At 53.9% G+C, this 21,594-nt stretch carries 13 protein-coding genes; 9 read left to right on the forward strand and 4 right to left on the reverse strand.

Features of this window, described 5'->3' with window-relative positions; genetic code table 11:
• Positions 1-50 precede the first annotated feature (50 nt).
• The gene (locus ACYVRU_RS05960; RefSeq protein WP_461185830.1) at positions 51-767 is read left to right on the forward strand and encodes a TetR/AcrR family transcriptional regulator; all 717 of its coding nucleotides are present in this window, start codon (positions 51-53) and stop codon (positions 765-767) included.
• 1 nt (position 768) lies between these two features.
• Positions 769-1,911 carry a hypothetical protein gene (locus ACYVRU_RS05965; protein WP_461185831.1) on the forward strand — a complete coding sequence of 381 codons (1,143 nt, stop codon included), beginning with the start codon at positions 769-771 and terminating at the stop codon, positions 1,909-1,911.
• A gap of 875 nt (positions 1,912-2,786) precedes the next feature.
• Here ACYVRU_RS05965 and ACYVRU_RS05970 read toward each other — a convergent pair.
• Positions 2,787-3,779 carry a restriction endonuclease gene (locus ACYVRU_RS05970; protein WP_461185832.1) on the reverse strand — a complete coding sequence of 331 codons (993 nt, stop codon included), beginning with the start codon at positions 3,777-3,779 and terminating at the stop codon, positions 2,787-2,789.
• Between the two features lie 216 nt (positions 3,780-3,995).
• Positions 3,996-4,268, reverse strand: coding sequence for a hypothetical protein (locus ACYVRU_RS05975; RefSeq protein ID WP_461185833.1), 273 nt, complete (start codon positions 4,266-4,268; stop codon positions 3,996-3,998).
• Positions 4,269-5,581: 1,313 nt separating this feature from the next.
• Here ACYVRU_RS05975 and ACYVRU_RS05980 point away from each other — a divergent pair.
• The 6 genes from ACYVRU_RS05980 to ACYVRU_RS06005 are packed head-to-tail and all read left to right on the forward strand — an operon-like array spanning position 5,582 to position 15,211.
• Positions 5,582-6,184: a restriction endonuclease subunit S gene (locus ACYVRU_RS05980; RefSeq protein ID WP_461185834.1), complete on the forward strand. Its 603-nt coding sequence runs from the start codon at positions 5,582-5,584 to the stop codon at positions 6,182-6,184.
• A gap of 2 nt (positions 6,185-6,186) precedes the next feature.
• Positions 6,187-7,662 carry an N-6 DNA methylase gene (locus tag ACYVRU_RS05985; RefSeq protein ID WP_461185835.1) on the forward strand — a complete coding sequence of 492 codons (1,476 nt, stop codon included), beginning with the start codon at positions 6,187-6,189 and terminating at the stop codon, positions 7,660-7,662.
• Between the two features lie 5 nt (positions 7,663-7,667).
• Positions 7,668-9,254: a type I restriction-modification system subunit M gene (locus ACYVRU_RS05990; RefSeq protein WP_461185836.1), complete on the forward strand. Its 1,587-nt coding sequence runs from the start codon at positions 7,668-7,670 to the stop codon at positions 9,252-9,254.
• The gene (locus ACYVRU_RS05995) at positions 9,251-10,372 is read left to right on the forward strand and encodes a restriction endonuclease subunit S (protein WP_461185837.1); all 1,122 of its coding nucleotides are present in this window, start codon (positions 9,251-9,253) and stop codon (positions 10,370-10,372) included. The genes ACYVRU_RS05990 and ACYVRU_RS05995 overlap by 4 nt, the downstream gene beginning before the upstream one ends.
• Positions 10,369-13,536, forward strand: coding sequence for a type I restriction endonuclease subunit R (locus tag ACYVRU_RS06000; protein WP_461185838.1), 3,168 nt, complete (start codon positions 10,369-10,371; stop codon positions 13,534-13,536). Before ACYVRU_RS05995 ends, ACYVRU_RS06000 begins: the two co-directional genes overlap by 4 nt.
• 37 nt (positions 13,537-13,573) lie before the next feature.
• Positions 13,574-15,211: a hypothetical protein gene (locus tag ACYVRU_RS06005; RefSeq protein ID WP_461185839.1), complete on the forward strand. Its 1,638-nt coding sequence runs from the start codon at positions 13,574-13,576 to the stop codon at positions 15,209-15,211.
• Between the two features lie 210 nt (positions 15,212-15,421).
• Here the strand turns inward: ACYVRU_RS06005 and ACYVRU_RS06010 are convergent, their stop codons facing one another.
• Entirely contained in the window at positions 15,422-19,150 is a 3,729-nt protein-coding gene (locus ACYVRU_RS06010; protein ID WP_461185840.1) for a YobI family P-loop NTPase, read from the reverse strand.
• Positions 19,151-19,408: 258 nt separating this feature from the next.
• Here ACYVRU_RS06010 and ACYVRU_RS06015 point away from each other — a divergent pair, with 258 nt between their 5' ends.
• Positions 19,409-19,915: a hypothetical protein gene (locus tag ACYVRU_RS06015; RefSeq protein WP_461185841.1), complete on the forward strand. Its 507-nt coding sequence runs from the start codon at positions 19,409-19,411 to the stop codon at positions 19,913-19,915.
• A 313-nt stretch (positions 19,916-20,228) separates the two neighbouring features.
• Here the strand turns inward: ACYVRU_RS06015 and ACYVRU_RS06020 are convergent, their stop codons facing one another.
• On the reverse strand, positions 20,229-21,530 hold the full coding sequence (locus tag ACYVRU_RS06020; RefSeq protein ID WP_461185842.1) for an ATP-binding protein: 1,302 nt from the start codon (positions 21,528-21,530) through the stop codon (positions 20,229-20,231).
• Positions 21,531-21,594: the final 64 nt, after the last annotated feature.

Consider the following 21,594-nt stretch of genomic DNA (forward strand, 5'->3'; position numbering starts at 1 on the left):
GAAGTCTAGCAAATGCCGGTATCGCAATTTTTCACAAAAGGATATGATTTGTGCAGGACATTTCGCGGAGAAGAGACGGGGCGTTCCAGGGGATGACGATGGTGCACGACTATGGGAAGATGACGCCGCTGCAGGCGGCCGGCTGCGTACGGGAGAGGCGCCGCGACCTGAAGGAATCGCGGCGCCTGACCGACACGCCGGGCGCGATTGTGGCCACGGCGCGCAAGCTCTTCGAGCTGAGAGGGGTGCGGGCGACCTCCATCGCGTCCATCGCGAAGGAGGCGAACGTCACCCGCGAGCTTATCTACTACCACTTCGCGAACCGCAACGGGTTGATTGAGGCGGTCATCGACGACTACGTGGAAGACTTGGTCGAAAGCGTGATCGTGTGGAACGAGGCGAGGGTCTTCGGCGACACGTCGGGATCGCTGAAGAAGTGCATCCGAACGTTTCGGTACTCGCTCTACGACGGGACGGGACGTCCGCGCCCGATGATAGGCGTGCTGGAGGAGCTGGGCGTGCGGGACGCCTTCGACGTGCGCGCCACGCGCGAGACGGCGGACTGCCTGGCGAACCACATCGCGAAGGAGTATGCAGCCTACCACCGGATCGAGATCGAGCTCGTGCATGAGATGTTCTGCGTCGTGATATTCGGCCTGGTGGGCCTTGTGAAGATGAACCCCCGAATAGAAGACGACGTCCTCATGAAGGTGATAGAGCAGACCCTGCGCCTCGACATGGCACCGATTGGGAAGGGGGAGGGGTAAGATGAGCGATGTCTGGGGCGAGAGCCTGCCGATTCTCTACGGCAGGAGCGTTGCGACTGGCGAGCTCGTCCATGTGGACGATGCTCCGAACGGGAAGGCGTGTGGGTGCGTGTGCCCTGATCCGGCGTGCGGCCAGCCACTCATTGCTCGCAACAACGGCAAGAAGAAGATCCACCATTTCGCCCATATCGGCGGCACGTGCGCCTGGTCAGCCGAATACCTGCTGGCCGAATTGGCCTTGGAGGTCATAAGCGAACGAGGGAGCGTGTGGTTTCCGGAGCTGTCTTACGAAGTGCCCGGAACGCATCTCCCGGAGAGAATTTCGAAGGGCATGGAGCTGCCGGTGGATTACGCGGAGAAAATCGATGTGGAAAGCAGAAAAGCACCAGCTATTGCCCTGGATGTCCGAACATCTCGCGGCTGTGCCCGATACGTGTTCGTCTCCGAGCTGGCGCACGTTCTCAGCGGCGAGCAAATCGCGAGTCTTAGAAAGGGATGCCGTGGGATTGTCAAAATCAATCTGCGTGGCTTAATGCGCGCGATGAAGGCGCTTGAGGGAAAACACTACGACCGTGAAGAGCTTGCGGTTAGGATCCAAAGCAAAGAGATTATGGAAGAGCTGCTGTCTGGGAAATGGCAGCGGCATTTGGAATGGGCGTGGAATGCCAAGGCAAAAGAACTCAGCGATCAGGTATGGAAAGCTTACATGCAGCGCAAAGAAGAGGAAAGACGAAGAGCTCAGGAAGAGAGAGATCGTCGGGCCGCCATTGAGCTGGCGAATCAGGAGAGGGAGCGTCTGGCGGCTGCCAAAAAGGCTGAAGAGGAGCGTGAAGCTCGGGCTCTAGCGGCGAAGGCGGCTGCAGATAGGGAGGCCGCACGTTGGGCTTGGGAGGAGGCGCATCCCGTGCAGGGGAGGGCGATACGCGACGAGGCGCGTCGCCAGAAGGCCCTTAGCAGCATGGATCGCGCCCGCGAGATAATGGTTCCCGTTGTGGACGATGCGCGAAAGCCTGCAAAGAGCTTGGGCGGCAAACGATGGTATCGGTGCGAGAAGTGCGGCAAAGTGGGCCCAGCTGATGAGTTCGCCGTCGGCGACGTGGGCGGAGTCTGGAATCGTGGACTTTGCTGCGAATGCGCTCCATGACGGCGAGGCCGCGGAGAGCGGCGACAGCATCCTCATTTTTCGAAAACATGTGTGTCGCCTAAGATGCTTGTGCATGCTGGATGATCGTAGATTTTGCAGGATCTTGAGATCATAGAGCCATATTCAATCACAAAGCTGTCGCTTGATAGGGAGTAGCTGAAATGCTTTCCGATAGGCGTGTCGTCCAATTGCCTTAGGAGGCGTTCGCTGCCGCACCATAAAATCTCACTCAATGCGCTAAGCCCTACTTCGAGGGCGCGCTTTATGATCTCCTGTGTCTTTTCCGGCGGAACACGATAGCTGACATTGAACGTGAGCGCCCCAGGATACTTGAGCTAATATAGGACTCAAGCTCCTCAAAAGGAAGCTCGTCGCCGTCGAAAGAGCAGTAGGTGATTCCTCTTAACTCGAGAGGAGGTCGGCCGTCATCCCCTTCGGCGTAGAAGTCCAAACACCAATCGTCTCTATAGCAGAAGCCTCCGGTTCTGGAGTGCATTGCTTTGTCGTCTACCCCGCGCATTGCGTCGATGCACTGATCGGTCAGCAATGCTTCCATCTTCGAGATCTGTACGGGAGTTAGCTGCACCCCAATGACACTAGCTCGCTCCTCGGTCCGCTCTGTTATCTTGTGCGCAGCGAAGCGCTCGTCTCGGTTATGGCTGTACAGCAGGGAGGGGAGGTGCTCTTCTGTGTTCTCCGGCCAGTATCGAAGAACGCCTTCATCTAAGTCACAAGTGAGATAATAATTGATCATCGTCCCGTATGCGCGGAACATAAAACGCCTAGCGCCTGAAGGCGAAGATGAGGTGCAGCTCACGAGAGTCCTCTTTCTGCGGTGACCAGATGCTGAGTGCTTATATCTTCAATTGTTTTCACTAGGCTGGCCAATAGATGCGAACGAGGGGCAGGATTGCCCGCGTATCCATGTCGGCGTTGTCGTAGTTGTCTACGATCAGGCGAACGAACTGGTCGAGGTTGAGCAGTTTTATCGGCATGAGCGCCCGATCTGCCTCGTAGATAGCTTCTTTAGTGAAACCCCCTGTACTCACGTAGAGTCCACTGTCGGTGCTACGAAGGCCGCCGATGAAAGAACGCAACATGGGAGCGCTTATGGCTTCTTTACGATGCTTGACTTCGACCACGATGCGGGGCGATTCAAGCCCGAGCCCGTCAGGCGATGCGATGATGTCGCGCCCACCATCGGAGCCTCTTGAAGTCATTGAGGTCTTGTAGCCCATGGAGCGGAGAACGCCGGCGACAAGGTATTCCATATCGTCCCAGCTAAGTTGCAGCACTCGATCCTTGATTCGCTCGATGCCGTCTTCGGCTGTAGCTTCGCGGATCTCGGACGAACTCTCCTCTTCTTGCTCTTCCTCTGCGTCCGGGTGCGCGCCGCTTGATGCCTTCTCTAGCTCACGCAAAGTGTCGGCGGAAACGGCGAACAGAGTTGAAATGCTGCCTAAGGAATGCTTGGCACGTGCCGGAAGGGCATCACGGGGAGTCGTGAACTCCCAGTCGACCGCGCGACGATAAGATCCGTCGTCATCGTCGGAATCCTTCGGAGACACGAACACGCAAGGGCCAGACACTTTGCCGATATGGTACAAGCGAGTTGCGGGATCGTACATAACCACCGTCGATCCCTTGGTTATTTCGGTGGCAAAACGGAAAATCATTCCTGCGTTAGCAGCAACAACCTGGCGCGAGGCGTCGGGAAACTGAGTCCGGTACAAAGCTTTTATATCATCCTTGCTAAGTGCGGAGATATCGGCGCCGCTTAGGTTCCAATAAATAGCAATGTAGCCGCCATTGATCCATTCAGGGGCCCTGACGCCTCCCTTACCGGCTCGAATAATCCAAGCAGACATACGACTCCTTCGACAAAGTGGCTGATCTCATTATAAATCGAGTCTGTTAATTTGCTGCTATGGCTTGAATGCCCCAAATCGAATGCGCGCAGACAAACTTTGTGACACTCGAGACAACGAAAACAACGAGCCCTCAAGCAATGAGGCAGCTAATGACAGGAAATCGTCAAGCGTTGCTGCTCTTGCTCGTATGACCGTTCTGATCGAATTCTGAGATCAGGTAAACCAATACTCATACATCGCTTCGAGGAACTCCTTGGTGATGGGATAGCCACTGGCATCTCCTATTACGGAATCGATATCGCAGTAAGGGCAAAGAGCCGTAGGTCCATTTTTGTCCTCGATCCACTCCTTGATTTCTGCCGGGTCGAAGATCTTTAGGCAGTAGAAGCATCCGCATATCGACGATGCTTCCAGCTGATTGAAGTTGGACATACTGCTCTTGCGTGCCTCTATGATAGCGTTGTTGTTCACGATGGCTTCTTCCAATTAGGTACAGATCCTTTTCCCAGCAAAGGAGTATGCGTGATCGCTTATTTTGGCTCCTTGGTGCTCAGCTGTCAAAATGCTCAGCGCGAATTCCCGCGGCGAGTCATAGCTGTTCTCTTTTGAGATACTTAGGATGGTTTTCTCGACCATGAAATACATCAGACGCGAGACTGTTACCACAGATCAGTGATATGCCAAGTTCTTCCGATGTATTCGTCGCAGCACGTCGCTTCGACCCTATGGATCCAGTAACTCTTTCCGCCAGAAAGACCTAAGGTCAGTTTGCTTTCGGATGCTACCGCTTTAAGGCAAAGATGCTTGCTCGGGTCGCTTTTCGCTATTACGCATCCGGTTTCCTGGATAATTGCATAGCCCTCATCGAACGGAAAGTTTGCGACGAGGTTCAAGTACTCCTCGGCATCACCGGCGTGGGTTGAAAGTGCAAGAGTCAATCGCATCAAGCAAGTTTGTAGATAACGCAACCGTTTTGCAGCATCAGCACGCAGGGTCTTATCCCTTGTTGCTTTGGCGAGCTTCTGTTCAAGAATGTTTATCTTTGTTTTTCGGAGAGCCTATTTTCGTTGTTTTCACTGGTCCTGATTTTCGCTTGCAGTATTCCTCGTAGCGCCTTGCTCTCTCCCTTTGCCTTTTACGCCATGCGGGAGAGGTTTCGTATGCCCCCAGAGATTCACCTGTGATGCCTTTGCGTGCCATATACCTTTCTCAGCCTTTAACTTGCTATCAGTAATCGGTTGGATACTCGATCGTCTTAATCTCATTAGTACGCTCATTTCTGCTGGAGGTGGGGGTGCTTCCTGATTCTGGGAAAAAACTCCAAAAGATGATTGAAGCGAAGAGGCCAAACGGGCTCTCCTTTTAGCTATCCTCCTTGCTTTGAATTCCGCTATTGCTCTTCGTGCTGCTTGGTAGGGCAGAAGGGAGAGTGATGCCTTCCTCGTTGCCGTCACGGTATCGTCTTTATACTTTGAATTAGTTTGTCCAAAATAATTTGGACAAACTAATTCAAAGTACTTGACTCATGGAACAAGTTCATAGATACTGCAACCAGAGTGATTTGGACACAGAGATAACAAGTCCCAATCAAAAAGCACCTATAACAGGAAAGGAGGCGAGGAACGAAGTAGCGACCAACTAGAAGGGGGTACCAAGCAAACAGAAGTAACGCCCAGTCGGAAGGAGGAATCAGCCGAATACAGCTAGTACTTCGCAAAAAAACAGCACCCGCCCCAGAGGGGGCGGGCGACAACCCAAAAAAATTATACCAGCAGATTATCAGCATTGAAAGGATTCTAATGGATATCACAACTATGAAGCTCGAAGAACTTTGCACCATCAAGACAGGGGCTCCGACGAGCCGTGCGAAGAAGATCGCTGAGGGTATAGAGCCCAGGGAAGTCAAGGTTCTCCTGCCCCGCGCGATGCAGGGCGGTGCCATCATCGACGAAGAACTTGCTATCGAGACGGTTGGCGAGGTCAAGGAGGAGAACTTCACCCGCGAGGGCGACGTCGTCATCAAGCTCTCGACCCCGTACGACTCTGTGTACATCGACAAGGCCCACGAGGGCATCATGATCACCTCGTTCGGCATGGTGCTGCGCAAGAAAGACGATGCCGAGCTGGACATGCGGTTCCTGTCCCTGTTCCTCAACCTTCCGCAGACCAACTCGATTCTCCAGGCAGTAAGCACCGGCCAGAGCGTGGCCATGGCGATGCTCAAGCGCCAAACGGTGGCCGATATTGAGGTGTCGCTGCTCCCGCTTGAGCGCCAGGAGAAGCTTGCCAGTCTATTCCAGGTTGTTCGGGAGCGCAAGAATCAGTATGAACGTCTAATCGAGCTTGATAACGAGCTCGTCACCAGCCAGATGATCAAATCGATCTGGGGAGAGGAGAACTAGCCATGCGCAAGAGGGTAGGATTCGAGTTCGCCTCGCTCTCCGTCTCGACCCCAGACGGCAAGAACCTAGCGCCGAAGCTGCAGAAGCTCATCTGGTCTTTCTTTAGCGAGATGCGCCCCTATGACCCGAATGATAAGCTCGACCTAGCGTCCTTCATGCTCTACTGTTCGTACGTTTCGCGGAACATTGACGATCTCGGGCTCGACGGCTTCGATCCCAACTACTCCATCGACGAGGTGAAAGACAAGCTTGGGAACAAGTACGTGGCATCCGAGTTCGTGGAATACTACGCCGCACTATGCACCCAGAATGCTGATCTTCCCGACCTCCGGGGCATCGAGCTTCGCGCATACGACTTGTCGAAGGCTATTGCAAGCTGGTCGTCAACTCTCGGCGCGTCTGGCCTGAGCCTGATGGAGAGCTCGGGCGGTGAGACGGCGGCCGCCATCCAGCGCGTTCTGGCCGAAACGCTCGCATCCGATGCCTGGGGCAGGTACGGCGGCGAGTTCTCGACCCCGCTGCCGATCACGGAGCTCGCCACGAAGCTCGCCGGCGTCGAAGGTAAGGGCGTGCTCGATTTCGCCTGTGGCAACGGTATCTATCTCGCTGCGGCGCTTTCGAAGGGAGCGGCGTCGGTTACTGGCAGAGATGTCAACGCCCAGGCTGTCATGCGGGCAAAGATCCTCTGCTTCTTCGCAAATCCGACTTCCTACCGCGATATCGTCGTCGCCGACGTCTTGACGGCCGCCTCTGCGACCATTCCGGCGCAGCGCGTCTTCGTTGCGCCCCCGCTCGGCATGCGGCTCCGGGAGTTCGACATCCAGGAGAAGGGCTACTACGCAGACGTACTTGCCTCTGTTATGGGCGATGCGGTGACAAACGCCCCCAACATGGAGGACTTTTGCATCGCGAAGGCATTTGCCTCGCTGGCCGATGACGGCGTCGCAATCCTTCACGTCTCGGCAAGCTTCCTGTTCCACCAGCAGAGATCCCGCCAGTCGCTTCGCCGGATCCTGGTCGAGGGCGGCTACCTGCAAGCAGTCATCGAGCTTCCGGGCGGCTGCATCCCGGGCACGGGAGTCAAGAGTGCCCTGATTGTCATCGCCAAGCAGCCCACGCAGGAAGGCGTCTTCATAGTCGACTTCGGCAGCAAGGAGATTGCCGACAAAGGTTATGTCAACAAGGGCAGGGGCCGATGCGACATTACGGATAAGGGAATCGACTGGCTTGTCGAAGCCGTCAAGGGCAGAGAAGAGATTCCGCTGGTCTCGATTGTCGCCGACCGCGAGAGAATCCTCGCCTCCGGCAGCAACCTGTGCTATTCCTCCTACGGAGACGTCTTCGACTACAACTCGATCCTGGCCGAGACTCGCCCAACCAAAGAAATCATGGGCGACATCCAGGTCGTCCAGACAAATATCGACTCCCTCAGCGAACAAATCGCTGATATCCTGAAATCTATCGAAATGAAAGGCTAAACGATATGTCTGCAACAAAAGAGCAGCAGCGCAACGAGCTGCACAAGACCATCTGGTCCATTGCCGATGACCTGCGCGGCAGCGTCGACGGCTGGGATTTCAAACAGTATATCCTGGGCACCCTGTTCTATCGCTTCATCAGCGAGAACCTGTGCAGCTACCTTGCCGAGCAGGAGGGCGACCCCTCGTTCGACTATGCCAAGCTTCCCGACGAGCAGGCCGAGTACGGCCGCGAGGAGACGGTCAAAGAGAAGGGCTTTTTCATCCTCCCCAGCGAGCTCTTCTCTCGCGTGCTAGACACCGTCGACAAGGACGGCATGTCTTTCGCCGAGGGAGGTGACGATCTCAACGAGATTCTAGTTCGCGTGTTTGCCAACATCGAAGGAAGCGCCGTGGGTACGGAGTCCGAAGACGCCCTTAAGGGTCTGCTCGCCGATTTTGACCCCAATAGTCCCAAGCTCGGCAACACCGTCATAGAGCGCAACAAGAAGCTCGTCACGCTCATCACGAAGATTGCCGGCCTCGACTTCGGCGGGGCCTTCCAGGACAACTCCATCGACGCCTTCGGCGATGCGTATGAGTTCCTGATGACTATGTACGCATCGAATGCGGGAAAGTCGGGAGGTGAGTTCTTCACTCCTCAGGAGGTCGGCGAGCTCTTGGCCCGCATCGCCATCGGCAACCGCACCAGCGTGAACAAGGTCTACGACCCCTGCTGTGGCTCGGGCGGCCTGCTGCTCAAGTTCGCCAAGATCCTCGGCGCGGACAACGTGCGCAGCGGCTTCTTCGGCCAGGAGATAAACCTCACCACCTACAATCTAGCCCGCATAAATATGTTCCTGCACGACATCAACTTCGACAGATTCAGCTTCGCCCGCGAGGACACGCTGAAAGCCCCGGCCCACTGGGACGACGAGCCCTTCGACGCCATCGTGTCCAACCCGCCCTACTCCATCAAGTGGGAGGGCAAGAATAACCCGCTCAACATCAACGACCCGCGCTTCTCGCCGGCGGGCGTGCTCGCTCCGCCCAGCAGGGCTGACCTCGCCTTCACCATGCACATGCTCAGCTGGCTCTCCACCGAGGGCACAGCTGCCATCGTCGAGTTCCCGGGCGTGCTCTACCGCGGCGGTGCCGAGGGTAAGATACGCGACTACCTCGTGCGCAACAACTTCGTGGACGCCGTCATCCAGCTGCCGTCCGATCTGTTCTTCGGCACGACCATCGCCACCTGCGTGCTCGTGCTCAAGCGGTCCAAGGCCACGAGTGATGTCCTCTTTGTAGACGCTAGCGGCGAGTTTGTGCGTGCCGATGCCAAGAACAAGCTCACGCCCGCCAATATCGACTGCATTGTCTCGGCCGTCATCAACCGTACCGAGAAGGACAACTTCGCGGTGCTTGTTTCCAACGATGACGTATTGGCGAACGATGCTAACCTCTCCGTATCGAGCTACGTCGAAAAGCCCGACGATCGTCAGGAGGTCGATATCGCAGCCCTTAATGCCGAGATAGCCCGTATCGTCGCCCGTGAGCAGGAGCTACGCGATGCTATCGACGAGATCATCGCTGACTTGGAGGGTGGTGTGCGATGAGTAGGATTGACGAGCTAATCAAGCGCCTTTGCCCCGATGGGGTGGAGTATAAGAAGTTGGGCGAGATTATCGTACTGAACTTTGGCGAGCGAATTACAAAGACAAGCAATATGGGGACCAAGTTTCCCGTTTACGGGGGAGGTGGGGAAAGTTTTAGAACCGACTCATTTAATAGAGAAGAAGAATACGTTGTCTCCCGTTTTGCTATGTCGCCACATTGCGTTCGATATGTTTCAGGAAAATTTTGGATGCTTGATTCAGGCTTTACGTTCAATGTTGTCGACGACAATAAAGTATCTAAGGCCTTTGTAGCTCAAAACCTTTTGGCTATGCAGCCTGCAATTTATGCGTGTTCAAATCAATCAGCTCAAAAGAACCTTAAAACTTCGAAATTTCTTCAGTTTGAAATCCCTGTTCCTCCCATGGAAATTCAGCTAGAAATTGTGAAAGTGTTAGACTCCTTCGCGGAGCTGGAGGCGGAGCTGGAGGCGGAGCTGGAGGCGGAGCTGGAGGCGCGCAAGGCGCAGTACGCCTACTACCGGGATAAACTGTTTGCGGAGTGTGATTCTATCCAGTGGGTTGGACTTCTTGATCTTGCAACAGATTGCGATAGAGCACGTAAACCGATCAAGCAGGAAGAACGAACTCCTGGTGCTACACCTTATTACGGCGCCTCTGGCATTGTTGACTATGTCGAAGGATTCACGCATGAGGGCGATTATCTTCTCGTGTCGGAGGATGGTGCAAATCTCACAACCCGAACGTACCCCATAGCGTTCCAGATTCATGGTCGTAATTGGGTGAACAATCATGCTCACGTCTTGCAGATTGATGACAATCTGGAACGAAAACTTATAGAGATTTACCTAAATTCAATTAGTCTTGAACCGTACATTTCGAAGGGTGCCCAGCCTAAACTGACGAAGAAAAAGCTGGGTGATGTGAAAGTACCCGTTCCTTCCAGTGCCGACCTTATACGCATTGTTGGAATTTTGGAGCAATTTGACGTGCTGACGACTTGCATTAGTCAGGGGTTGCCAGCAGAAGTTGAGGCGCGTCGTCGACAGTACGCATATTATCGCGATAAGCTTCTCTCGTTTAAGGAGAAGGTTGCATGAGTGAAGAAATCCGGTCTCATAAAGCAGATGGTTATGGCAAAAACACAGCTCGTCGTACCAAAGATGGAGACGAGAGCCCTATCAATTATGCAGTTGTAGAACTGCATGATGAAACGCATGAAGACGAACAGCCAGATTCTCTGGTTCATGGTCTTCCAACATCAATTGATTTTGAGGTCATGGCCTTTGGTGGGCAGGCAACGGTGTGTGCAACCGCACCAAAACAAGGACGACGTTCGATCGCATTCCAGAGCGAAGCGGACTTAGAGGCTGCCTTCATTGCACAGCTGCAGAGTCAGGCGTATGAATATGTAACGTTTTCAACAGAGGAACAGCTCGTCGATAATTTGCGCAAGCAGCTTGAGTTACTGAATGGCTTCATGTTCACTGATAAAGAGTGGCAGCGGTTCTTCAGAGGTAGCATCACTAACGAGAATGAGGGAATCGTAGAAAAGACGCGCCGTATTCAACGCGATCATGTGCAGGTGCTCCATCGCGATGACGGCAGTGTGAAGAATGTGCAACTCATCGATAAGCGCAATATCCACAACAATCGTCTTCAGGTGATGAACCAATATGCGCAGTCGGGCACTTATGGCAATCGATACGATGTCACCATACTGGTCAACGGATTGCCGCTTGTGCATGTGGAACTCAAGCGGCGTGGTGTCGCGATCAAGGAGGCATTCAATCAGATAGAGCGATACCAGCGTGATAGCTTCTGGTCTGGGTGTGGGCTCTATGAGTATGTTCAGATATTTGTCATATCGAATGGCACTCATACGAAGTACTACTCAAACACTACGCGTTGGAGCCATATCGAGGAGACTAAAGGCAAGAAGAAGGGAGGCAAGAAAACTTCGAACAGCTTCGAGTTTACCAGCTGGTGGGCCGACGCCGACAACGTCTCCATCTGCGACCTCGTGCCGTTCACATTGTCCTTCTTCGCCAAGCACGCAATCCTGAACATCCTCACGCGCTACTGCGTGTTCGACGTCGATGAGCGCCTGCTCGTCATGCGCCCGTATCAGATCGTGGCGACGGAGCGCATCCTCAACCGCATCCTCGTGTCGGAAAACGACAAGTCGATGCTCGGGACGTTGCGGGCGGGCGGCTACGTGTGGCACACGACGGGCTCGGGCAAGACGCTCACCAGCTTCAAGACGGCACAGCTTGCATCGGCTATGCAGGGCGTGGACAAGGTCATGTTCGTCGTCGATCGCAAGGATCTCGACTACCAGACCATGCGCGAGTACGACCGCTTCGAGAAGGGCGCGGTGGACGGAAGCGAATCCACGGCGGTGCTCGCCAAGCAGTTGGCAGACCCGAACTGCCGAATCCTCGTCACCACCATCCAGAAGCTCTCGACCTTCATCAAGAAAAACAGAAAGCACTCGATATACGCAAGCCACGTGGTCATCATCTTCGACGAGTGTCACCGCTCCCAGTTCGGCGAGATGCACCAGGCTATTACTGAGCACTTCAAGGCTTACCATCTGTTCGGCTTCACAGGCACGCCCATTTTCGCGAACAATGCCAGCTCGTCCGGCAACCCCAAGCTGCGCACGACTGAGCAGGCGTTCGGCGACAAGCTGCACACCTATACCATTGTGGACGCCATCCGCGACGGCAACGTCCTGCCGTTCCGCATCGACTACATCCAGACCATCAGAGAGCGCGAAAAATACGAGGACCAGAAGGTCTACGACATCTATCGCGAGGGCGCTTACAAGGCCAGGGAGCGTGTCGACCTCATCGTCAACTATGTGCTCGACCGCTTCGCGCAGAAAACGCGCCGAAGCTCTGGCTACCTGCTCAAGGACCAGCGTGTCATGGGTTTCAACTCGATTTTCGCCACAGCGTCCATTGGCATGGCCAAGGTTTACTATTCGGCATTCAAACGCATCCAGGAGGGGCGCGGTGGCGAACGGCTCAAGGTCGCCCTCATCTACAGCTTCGGCGTCAACAAGGACGATGGCGATTGCGGGCTTCCCGACGAGAGCTTCGACGTGGAGAGCCTCGATACGCCCGACCGCGACTTCTTGGCCTCCGCTATCGCCGACTACAATGCCATGTTTTCCACGTCGTTCGACACGTCCGCCGACGGGTTCCATGGCTACTATAAGGACCTCTCGGACCGCATGAAGAAGCGAGAACTCGACATGGTCATCGTGGTCAACATGTTCCTTACCGGATTTGACGCTACCACGCTGAATACCCTATGGGTTGATAAGGATCTCAAGGATCATGGTCTCATCCAGGCGTTCAGTCGCACGAATCGCATCCTCAACAGCGTGAAGACCTACGGCAACATCGTGTGCTTCCGCAACCTCGAAGATCGCGTCAACCGCGCCATCAGCCTGTTCGGAGACAAGGACGCGGGCGGTATCGTGCTGCTTAAGCCCTACTCGGAATACCTCGGCGAATACCGCGACAGGCTCGATCAGCTCTTCGGCAAGTTTCCCCTCGGAGCGGTCATATTGGGCGAGTCCGCCGAGAAGTCGTTCATCCGTCTGTTTGGCGCCATCCTGCGTCTGCGCAACGTGCTCACCGCCTTCGATGAATTTGAGGCCGACGATCCGCTGCTGCCTCGCGATGAACAAGATTATCGGAGCGTCTATACCGACCTTTATCAGAAGTGGCGCAGAGACAAGGAAGAGGCCGCCATCATAAACGACGACCTCGTGTTCGAGATCGAGCTATTGAAGCAGGTCGACATAAACATCGACTACATCTTGATGCTTGTGCAGAAGTACCACGATGGCAACTGCGCCGACAAGCTGATCCTTGCCGACGTGGAGCGCGCCATCAACGCCAGCTACGAGCTGCGCAACAAGCGCGACTTGATCGAGCGCTTCATCGACAGCCTTGAGACGAGCGAGGACGTTACGGCGGACTGGAAAGCCTACATTGCCGAGCAGAAGGAGAAGGAACTTACGGCTATCATTGCCGACGAGGAGCTGGACTGCGCGGCTACGCGCGAGTTCGTGGCTCGTTCGTTCGCCGAAGGCGAGGTAGCCGAGACCGGCACCGAGATAACCAGGCTTATGACCAGAAAGCCCAGCCGGTTCGCCCCGTCAAACGTCTATGCCGAGATGAAAGCACGCGTCGTCGAGAAGCTCAAGGCGTTCTTCGAGCGGTTTTCAGGTATGGGGCCAGAATGATTGTCCGAACCGTTAGTTCTAACCAACGAGGTGACGCATGCCCAAAACTTTAACACGCTATACAGTATTGCTATCCGCCCCCGGTGATGCAGCGCATGAATGCGAAATCGCAGATGAAGAACTGCAGAAGATCACTCGTACGCACAGCGGTGAAACCGGTATCGAGTTCTATCCGACGGACTGGAGAAGGGACTCGCGAGCCGACAGCGGCGATGAGCCGCAGAAGCTGTTGAACAAGCAGATTGTCGAGGACGCCGACATAATCCTCGCTATTTTCAAGGAGCGTTTCGGTACGCCGACGAGTCAGTACGGCTCAGGTACTGAAGAGGAAATAATGCTCGGTCTTGAAATGGGTAAGACGGTTCTTGTGTACTTCTGGGAGCCTGAGAATGGGTTCGTGCCGAGGGATTCCGCTCAGTTTGCAAAGATTGCAGAATTGAGGAAGAAGCTGCAGACTAAGGCGGTTTATAAGTTTTTTGCTGACGACGCAAAGCTCGGAAACTTGATAAGGCACGATTTCACGAAACTGCTATTCGAATTAGAGGGCGGAGCGGTCTTGCCGAAGCCACAGCTTGCGCTCATGGGCATTTTGGAAAATGGCGAAATCGCCCAGGGGTCGGTTCCTTTCGTGCGCTCTGTAATTTCAAGTCGGTTAAATCCGGCCGCTTACGATGGAGCTGTTAGGGAGGCGTATGAACGCCTGCGCGGAATTAAGCTTCCGCGCAAGCAAGAGCCTGAATGCCGCCCTGCAGAAACGAACTCACTTTCGCCGGCCGTGGCTTTTCCGGGCCTGTCTGCGCAATTGGGTGAGTTGTCTGAGCGGCCGACGCCTTGGGCTTCGATTTTTCCTTCGAAGCTTATAGAGGTTACGCAAGCTTCGCGCGATCTAGTAGCTTCGGAGCTCGAATCGCTTGGTCTGCGCATGACGGAAGAGCTCTTTGATCTTGGCGGCCTTAGAGAAAGTGAGCGGTACATTCCAACAGGCCTGAACTCCTCTGAGAGGATGTTGCTTGGCAGCGATGTTGAGAAACGGAAATATAAAGCATTGCAGACGCTGATTCACAAGTGTGAACTCAGGCGTGACTTCGCCGTTTTCCTAAGGACGAATGTTGATGCAGGAGCCATATCGCTCGCTATATCAAATAATGGTGGGGTGCCAGCGCATCACGTGAATGTGGATATCGAAATCCCTGCGGCAGCTTGTGTCCAACCGCGAGAACTGGTGGCTCCATCCGACTTTTTGATGGCGCATGGAATTGACACGCAAGAGAATTGCGAAAGCATCATCAACCATATATTTAGTATTGATGAGACCGTGAGTTTCAAGTCGTACGAAGATTCCTGCGTGAAGACTGAGTCGGGGCCAAGGATACCGCCGATGCTGATCGGGCCATCAACGAATCCGCTGTACGGCACACGTTACCTTGAGTCCACCGACTTCGATGATCTCATTGATTTCAGGTTCGGGGAATATAAGTTCATCCCTAACGCCAAGGAACATACGGTGCTAGTGCGACTCTCGTTCGACAGGTTGCAACAATGTCGTTCGTATGCATTCCCGACAAAAATCCTCGTTCGTAATGCTGAACTCGCGTGCATTCGCTACTGGATAACAGCGGATGAGCTTGAGAAGACGGTTATGGGCGAACTTGCGGTGGCCAAGGTGGCGGAGTAATAGCTGGCTGACGTTCTTTCGACGTCGTCGAGGAGATTGTCATGTAATGGAACGGCATGAAGGAGGTGGCGCTAGCATCTCGGCTAGAAGTCTAGACTGCGCAGTTTCGTGTTCAGGATGGTTGGCGTTAGCTAGTGCAATGGTTCGTATTCCAGGGGCGGCGGATTTTTGCAAAGATGCATAGACGGGCTGCCCCCTCTTTCTGTTCGTTTATTTCGGGGTGCGCTTACGGCGATATCCGAGAGAACTCACCCTTCTCATTCCGCGATCATTTACCTCGGATGAGATAGCGCCGCACATTTCGAGGGCCGACAAAACTTCTAGCAAGTAATCATCCGCAACGGTAGAGTGGATCATCGATGATGGTCCCTCAATTAGTTTCACGTAATTCGTTAAACACGCCTTCTGAAGTATTGATTGCACGCCAGCCCGATTTCCCTTTCTGCCCAAGGCGCGAATGCGGCGCGCGGCGAGATCGACAAGATCAGCGCGTGATTCCTTTCTTGGACTCTGCATTAATCTCGTTTCCAAATCGTCGGGTAGGGCAATTTCGGCGAAATCGTCAGGTCGTGATTCGACCTCTGATGCAATCGATTCTTTGAGTGGCTTGCTGCCGTGCTTATATAGCGGGATTAGTGAGTCGAATGAATCGTACAGATCGCGCTCGATTAAACGGATGTTGACCTCGTCGGGATAGCTCGCTTTCAGCGGAATCTTCTCGTCGAGCGCCTCTGCGATCTTCGCCTTCTGTTCGGCATCGACGCTTGGGTTTTCGAATATCTCAATGGCTTCGGCTGCAACAAACGCGCATTGTTCCTCCACGGCTTCCGTTCCGCATACTAGGTCGATGTACGCTTCTAAATCGCACATAGCAAGGCGCACAGCGAGCGTAGGGTAGGTGTCTCTCACTGATGTTAGATTCTGCTTCGTTACCTCTAGGACATGAAGGTCTATGAGCTCTGCAATTGCCTGAGGCGTGCTTGCTGGTAAGGATAGCTCGCTAAAAGAGCACTTGAAGGATCTGGCAACGTTCGCAATGGTGTTAATGTTTAAGCTGGCGTCAGTTAAGCAGCACTCTAGCAGGTTTCGGGCGAGTTTTTTGGTCGTTGCGTCTTCGATGTTAGGCGCGTCTGCTTCGATTTTTCCGCATTTAGATATAAATTTGCGCAGACTAGCCTCAAAGCCTAAGCGGCTATAGCTATTCAGCAGGTTTGTCGTTGTTGCTTTTAGCTTACGCTGCTCGATGATGATTCGAGCAAACTCATCGGACGTAACCTTGCTTAAATCGTGGATAGGCTTATCCAGGGAACTGACATATCCGTTGCATGCAGACGCCGACAGGCCATCAGCGCCTAATATCATCAGGACAGCTTCGTCCCCATCGTGCAATGATTCTTTTGCGCTAGAAACGAGCGACCCGATATAGTCATTAATATCGCGCAATGCTCTTTCGCGTATATCTCGGTTCTCCTCTCTGCAAAGCGCTTCGTTTAGCTTGGAGAGGGGGATTGGATTGCGTTGCCCTTGCTTCCAACTGACAAGCTTTGATACGAGATTGGCGTTAGGGACGTACATACCAAGTTCGATAATCTTCCCCAAGACGCAGTCGTCGCAAGTGTTTACGTCGATGTCGTTTGGATTGTAGGGCACTTTTGCGAGCGATTCTGCAAAACGCTGGGGATTGGAGATGGGGGCGGAGGGAAAATCGGAAAGTACGGAAATGTATTCACCGACTTCCTGAGCATTATCTGCGATGGCGCTGGGAAGATTGTTGGCGGCAAATGCGTGACGTAAAGAGAGAGTCTTCTGGCTATCTGTTATTGCGCTGTCTGCGATGACGTCAATGGCCCAGGCGGGATAGATTTCATCTAGCAAGGAAAATGCGGATTGATTGAAATGATCGGACGAGAGAAATCCGGCGATGAATCGGCCGTCTCTGTCATGGCCGACTCCTCTAAGCATAGCTTTAGTCATCTGCTCGTTGTCGGAGGATAGTAGTGATGCGAGCAGCGAATAATTCCGTGCGCTCGAGCGCGAGATCGCTTTATCGTCAAGGCGAATGACGACGGCTCTAGAATTCGCTATCTCGTATTCTGGTTGGGGCAGCCCGGCACCTAACACGGAATTCACAAAGTCAAGGTCACTGGGCAGTATGGAATCAGGATAGATGTGACTCATGTATCGAGGGTACGTTTCGTCAAGCCATCCCTGCGAGACAAGAAACCGTATCAATGGAAAATATCTGCTCGTCATGACCTGACCGATAGCGAATTCGTCGTAGTCTTTCCCCCGTGCGAGTTCTTTTGGGCTCACCATAAAGAAGGTCTCCCTGTCGGCGCTTTCTTCGATTAGGTCGGATAGCTTCATTCTTGCATATTCAGGGGAACGATTCTTGAGGGCTTCGATTCGGCGACGATATATTGCTGAGGCTGCGTCAGAGCTTCTTCTGATTTCTTTGAGGCGGTCTGTGTACTTCGTATCGCTGTTTTCGATTCGCTCGAGCATTTGATCGATCCTGGAATCCTGTCGTAGGGATTCGCGCCACTGTGAAGGCTCTGTCGGGCTGTTGGTATTGTAGCGCTGGTATGCACACACATCCCTAAAGTCTGGCAACGTTGATAGGTAAAGCAACTGCAGCTCGTTTTCATTGAGCGCAAGGTTTTGCCCAATGCGGCGAAGTTCTTCTTGGCACTTATCGATCTCATCTTGATTCTGACGGAGAAGACTATCAATGAGTCTATCCTTTTTATCGAATAACGATTTGACATATCCTCGTCTTCTCTGGAGATTCTCATAGTCCTCGGGAAAGATGACTTTGTATGAGACGATGCCAACTAGTTTCTCGGGAGAATGCTTGGATATTTCATCTTCCGGGAACAAGAAATCCCTGTAATGGATGCTCTCGTTGCAGATTTCTGTAAGGATTCTCGGGTCGTCAACGAAGCTAGAGAGTTGGTACAAAAACGCTTCGTCGACTTCCAGCCCTCCCGCCTTCAGCCCTCTCTTCAAGAGGTTAACGGAGTTGCTCGGGTCAACGAAGGGGATGATTGGGATGATGAAATCAAAAAATTTAGTTCGGTCATGAGGCTCATCGAAAAGGCTGTCCTTGATGAGGTAGAGAAAGCGCAGAGTCGAAGATCTCCCTTCGTTGGACAAGTCGTTGATTCTTCTCAGTTTCTCAAACACCGTTAGATTACCGAAACGATCTATGTCCTCAAACACAATTGCGTCAATCTGTGAATTTTTTAGCACATAGACGATGTCGTCCATGTATTTGTCGAGTGCCGTGTCGCTGTCGCCGTCGAATAGCTCTACTTCTGCGTTGAGCATTTTCAGTCTCTTGAAGGTTCTTGAGATGGATTTCGTTCTGATCTCGCGATAAATAGCGTAACCTGCCAAAAGACACCATGTTGTAGTGGCGATTGCAAAAATGAGCTCGGGCGAAGCGAAGGGTAACGAGAGGGTTATTCCATGGCGTGCTTCGTAGGCGAGGAACGCTGTGTCCAGTCCAAAAAGTATGAGTAGGGCAGTGCGGAGCAAATCTTTACATGGTGGTTCATCGCGGAGCGGCTTGAGTGCGGATTTGGACAGGGCTTTTGGCGGAACCTTGTAAACGAGTTGGCTTAAGATTTCGTCTTCAACGGACCTTTCAGTGGACACACCTTTGAAATCGGCTAAAGAAATATGCGTCCAAACTTTACCCTTGGTCGTCTCCTTTGCCTCTATTGTCCTTGCCACGGAAGACTTGCCTGCTCCGTATGGGCCAGACAGCGCGATATTTCTAGCGTCTTGATGGGTGAGCGCAAAGTCGAATTCGTTTGAGTAACGTGCTGCTTCTTGTTCTTCGAGAAGGGTGGGGGACAGCAGGGAGTATTTGCACTCGGCGACAGAAGTGTTGGATCCCTCCCTCCGAAACTTCGCCCCTATCTTCAAAAGCAAGTTCTTCATCCTTCGCGTCATTAATAGATCATCCTAAAACATCGCAGATTTGCCTATCGGATTAGTTGGCATTTTATAGTATTCCAAATGCATTTTGTGCATGAGCTGGAGCGCTGCGCTTCTCTTTCGATCCATGGTGACTCTTGCTAGCTCAAAAGTATCAATCCCGAATCGGACTAGTGGGACTGTTGAATGTGACTGCTGTCGCCTGGTATGGTGGTGGCCATCAAATGGTCGGCGCGTGGAAGAGGTGGTCGCGTGGAATTCACATCGGCTAGTGCCAACAAGTACCTGCGGAGGTTGCAGGACGAGAAGGATCGGCTCCTGCGGACCGAGCAGGAGGTGAGCACCTACGTGCTCGCGGACGGGGAGGCGGCCGAGCCTCCTGCCTACAGCTACGGGGCTGTGCGCGAGAAGGTTGCGCAGATCGACGGGCAGGCGCAGGCCATTCGCCACGCCCTGCATCGGTTCAACATGCAGACGGTTCTGCCCGAGCGGGGCATTACCATCGACGAGGCCCTTATCCTGCTCGCGCAGCTGTCGGGGCGAAAGGATCGGCTGAACGAGCTCGCCTCGCGTCAGCCCCAAGAGCGACTGGGCAACCGGTACTTCGGCAGCGGCAACGGGCCCATCGAGTACCGGTACGCGAACTACGACGTCGCCCAGGCGGAGGCGGACTACCGCGCCGTCGCGGACGAGATCGCCGCGCTGCAGCTTGAGCTGGATCTGGTCAACCAGACGGAGGTCTTCTCGGTCGAGCTGTAAGGGTTCGCCTGCTTTCCGGATCTGCGGCTTTTCCCGCAAAGGATACTTTGGAACGTTGCGGTTTCGCGTTGGAGTTGTCGGGTAGTTCGTTGTCGGCAGTGCCGTGCGGTTTGAGCGTTGGCATCTTGCCGGAAGATCTGGCTTCCACCCATTCCGCCGCAGATCGAAAGCTTCGGGCGCCTCCCCGCGAGGTCGCCCGCGATGCCGAAGCACGGTCATAGGCATCACTTTCCGCAACGGCTCGTGGCGGCTAGCGAGATCTTGGCTGAGTTCGGCCGCATCGAGTTGTAGGGGCGGCGAGCCGCCCCCTGTTTTAGCGTAAGCGGTACCTTGTCCCGCGCGCTGAGCCTTCGGACGCAATAATGCCCATGCCCAGCAATTCGGCGATGAGCCCCTTGGCCTTGGTCGCCCCGCAGTTCAATGCGGATTCAACATCTCTACGTGTGAAACCTCCCTTTTCTTGGGCGACTTCCACGATTTTTGCGAGATCGTGGGAGAGGGCAAGTTGTGGAGCGGGCACGGATGGCTGGGCAGAGCTGGAAGAAGCCGGCGTGTGGTTTGTCTCGGAGGGAGAGCTATTGCTGGGTGCGTCGGTGTCAAGATAGAACGCAGACAGCTTCCCTGTGTAGACTTTTACCATTACGCGGTCCGGGTTGAAAAGCTCCTCGATTTCGGGCGGGGGAGCGCTTGCCGCTTTCGCAGCGTTGCTCATTACATCGAATCCGCTTCCCATTCGCTCACAAGCGCTGATAAGCCCGAACATTCGCATCAGAGTCGGATTGCGCGCATCTGAAATTCCGCCCGCTCTCACCACATCGAGCGCTACGCGTGAATTGCCGGGATTGGCTATTTCGATTCGGTCAGAATATCTCAGAGCGACGATGCCTCTTCTTCCATAGTAGTCCGAATGAACGAGTGCGTTCGCGAGTGCCTCTCTTATTGCGGCGTGCATCTCGGTGTCTTCGATGCGCTGGAGATTGTTGTCGAGCGCAAACGGCTTCTTAAGGCCGCTTGTCAGTCGCGGTAGCGCTTCCGTCCAAAAATCGAAAAGGTTTCCCGTCCATGTTCCGTCTTGCGATGTGATGCGGTCTGCCCATCGGCGTTCTTGGTCTGCTTCGCGATAGTCTAGGAAGTAGTTCGCATATTCCTTTGCGATTTCGTACTCGAAACCGAACATGAGAAGACCGGCACGTGTTGGATGAAATTCTCCCTCTCCATTTGTTCGTCCAATGGCATTCAGCTTCACGAGGAACCCCTCATCATCGAGCTTGAGCCACGGATGATTCGGTCGGGCAGCTGACACCACGGCTCGATATCGGCTTACCGTGTCCCATGAAAGAGCATCTAACGGGAACTCTTCAAGCACGGTGTCGTCGAGCGGCTCGTTGCTCGCATCGCGAATCATGGCAACGATTTCTTCGGATGAGCAGCGATAATCTCCCTTGCCATCTCGACGGTAGGTTCCCTTTTCCCGATTGCCGCAGATGTAGATAGGTCTCAAATGACGGCTGGCGCGAGGAACTTGAATGCGGATAATGTCGCAGTCGTTAATTGTCTCAATGGTGATCGAATCATTTGTGAGAATGTTGGCGCTGACTTTCGAGGGATTGTGCACTCCGTCCCAGAATTTCTTAACGAGCTGTTCAGGGTTCGGGACTCCGACGTACTCTACCTCTCCT

This window comes from Adlercreutzia sp. CNCM I-6216 (assembly GCF_977113345.1).